This is a genomic window from Heyndrickxia coagulans DSM 1 = ATCC 7050, from assembly GCF_000290615.1.
GTDB lineage: Bacteria > Bacillota > Bacilli > Bacillales > Bacillaceae_C > Weizmannia > Weizmannia coagulans.
On the sequence record NZ_ALAS01000088.1, the window covers coordinates 1 to 239 of the forward strand.

The 239-nt window shown below is 43.1% G+C and carries 1 protein-coding gene; it reads left to right on the forward strand.

Translation table 11 applies throughout. The features are described from left to right. On the forward strand, nucleotides 1-239 hold a 239-nt coding region (locus IC21_RS03820; RefSeq protein ID WP_035180514.1), incomplete at both ends, for an IS256 family transposase.

Sequence of the window (239 nt, forward strand, 5' to 3'; positions counted from 1 at the left end):
GAATGTATCCAAGTCGTTTGTCTCTTCCCTTACGCAAAAACTGGATCCCATTGTGAATGCTTGGGCCGAGAGACCGTTGAATACAACCTATTACCCTTATGTGTTTGTGGACGCCATGTATATAAAAGTACGGGAGCACCATAAGGTCGTATCAAAGGCTGTTTATATTGCGACTGCCATTACAGAGAAGAATACACGTGAAATACTGGGTTTAAGCGTTGACCATGCAGAAAGTTTGG